Consider the following 2,354-nt stretch of genomic DNA (forward strand, 5'->3'; position numbering starts at 1 on the left):
AAACAGATGGTGCGCGTCCCGGAACGGCCCCTGCGGCGGTTTGGCGCGGTTGCCGCTTTAATTGTGTCTATTCCGCATCATTAATGCCCGTTCGGCCGCCGGCTGCCTGCTTTTGCGCCATTAAAATCCCCGCAAACCCGGATACCGAAGGTGGAACCGGGGAACCTGAGCAACCTGGACGCGGGGCCAGAGAATGCGCTTGGCAAGTCGCTGGCTGTCGGTCGGGGTGGGGGCTGCGCTTCTGGCGCTGGCCGGCGGCGTCTCGCCCGCAAGCGCGCAATGTGCGCCGGCGACGCCCTGCGCGGGTCCGCTGATCAACCTCGGCGTTTTGGGGCTCCAACCCGGATATGGCGGACAGTATGTAGGTTGGTCGTCTGCCTATGGCGTGAGCGCCGACGGCTCGGTCGTCGTAGGCGTCAGCACCATCGACAGCGATCACGAAGGCGGCGGCTACCACGCCTTCCGCTGGGTGGGCGGCACCATGACAGGCCTCGGCACCCTGGGCGGGTCTTATTCCGAGGCCCGTGCGGTGAGCGCCGACGGCTCGGTCGTGGTCGGTACGAGCTACCGGGGCGACGACGAATACGGTTCGGACAGACACGCCTTCCGCTGGGTGGGCGGCACCATGACAGGCCTCGGCACCCTGGGCGGGTCTTATTCCGAGGCCCATGCGGTGAGCGCCGACGGCTCGGTGGTGGTCGGCTGGGCCAGCATCATCGACTCGCAAAAGGCCCACGCCTTCCGCTGGACGCAGGGCGGCGGCATGGTCGGCCTCGGCACTTTGGGTGGAAATTATTCGGCTGCTTATGGCGTGAACGCCGACGGCTCGGTCGTGGTCGGATCGACCACCACCGAAACGGACATTACCGAGGCCTTCCGCTGGACGCAGGCGACCGGAATGGTCGGCCTCGGCACTTTGGGTGGAAATTATTCGGCTGCTTATGGCGTGAACGCCGACGGCTCGGTCGTGGTCGGGTCCAGTTACCTGGGGCCCGGTGACGGTTCGGACAGGCACGCCTTCCGCTGGACGCAGGGCGGCGGCATGGTCAGCCTCGGCACCCTGGGTGGTTATTATTCAGAGGCTTATGCGGTGAGCGCCAACGGCGCGGTCGTGGTCGGCCAAAGCGTAACCTCCGATTATATTCAGCACGCCTTCCGCTGGACGCAGGCGACCGGAATGGCCAACCTCCACACGCTTCTCGCCGCTGCCGGCGTCGACATGACCGGCATCTATCTGAATAGGGCAACAGGCGTTTCCACGGACGGGCAGTTCATCGTCGGGACCGGCCACGGTTTCCCCGAAGCGGGTGGCTATGATCGCGCCTATCTCGTGCGCTACGACGACGGGGCCGGCGGCGGCGAAACCCCGATCGCGGGCGTGACGTCGTCCGGCTCGGTGCAGGACTCGGTCAACAACCTGTCGAACGCGCATGCGCAGACCATGATCCATCAGCACGGCTTCGCCGGGCCGCTGCTGGGCGGCGACAAGCCGATGGGACTCGGCAGCGAGGCCGGCATGTTCGCCTCGGCGGGCTCGTTCTCGGGAGGCGGACATGCGCGCTACGCCAGCGCCAACGGCGTGACGCTTCTCGGCGGCATCGCCTATGCGCGCGAGAATTATGCCACCGCCGAGTTGAAGAGCAGCGTGATCGGCGCCATCGCCATGCAGTATGTCGCCGATCTCGGCACCTGGTGGCGGCCGTTCGCGGAGGCCGGCGGCTGGCTCACGGCGAACGCGGACATGACTTTCGAGCGCAGCTACGCGAACGGCGCCGGGATCGCGACCGGCATCGGCGATACCAGCGGCGACCTCTCCTATTTCTATGGACGCGCGGGCGTGGTTTTCGCGCAATCGCCGTCGAGCCAGTTCGTGCTGTCGGGAGAGATCGGGCGCGAGCGGCTGAAAACCTCCGCCTATGCCGAGCCGGACGGCCCGCAGAACCCGTTCCCCGCCGTCATCTCCGGCGGCACCGACCGCATGAACGTGGCCAAGATCAGGCTGCAAGCCTCGCACAGCTTCGATCAGCGATTCGACGGCACGCTGTCCGGCGCCTGGGCGCACGGCTTCGACCGCAGGACCGACCTCACCGCGACCGTGCTCGCGTTCGGCACGGTCAGGCCGGACATGGTGCGCAATTACGACTGGTTCGAATACGGCGCCCGGCTCGGCTACAAGCTGACCGAGGCCATGACGCTCGACGTCTTCGCCAACGGCGTGTCGGGCGAGGACGGCATCGGCACCAAGATACATGCCGGCGCCGGCCTGCGCGTGCGGTTCTGATCCGGCGGGCCGTCGAAGACGCCTTCCTTGGAGTCTGGTTCAGTGGGATTGAATCACTTTCCGTTCGCCCCCG

At 66.7% G+C, this 2,354-nt stretch carries 1 protein-coding gene; it reads left to right on the plus strand.

Going from position 1 to position 2,354, the window contains the following annotated elements; translation table 11 throughout:
- Nucleotides 1-199 precede the first annotated feature (199 nt).
- Nucleotides 200-2,281, plus strand: coding sequence for a hypothetical protein (locus Q0X16_RS04365; RefSeq protein ID WP_297831037.1), 2,082 nt, complete (start codon nucleotides 200-202; stop codon nucleotides 2,279-2,281).
- Nucleotides 2,282-2,354: the final 73 nt, after the last annotated feature.

This window comes from Thermomonas sp. (genome assembly GCF_025993755.1).
Classification (GTDB): domain Bacteria; phylum Pseudomonadota; class Gammaproteobacteria; order Xanthomonadales; family Xanthomonadaceae; genus Thermomonas.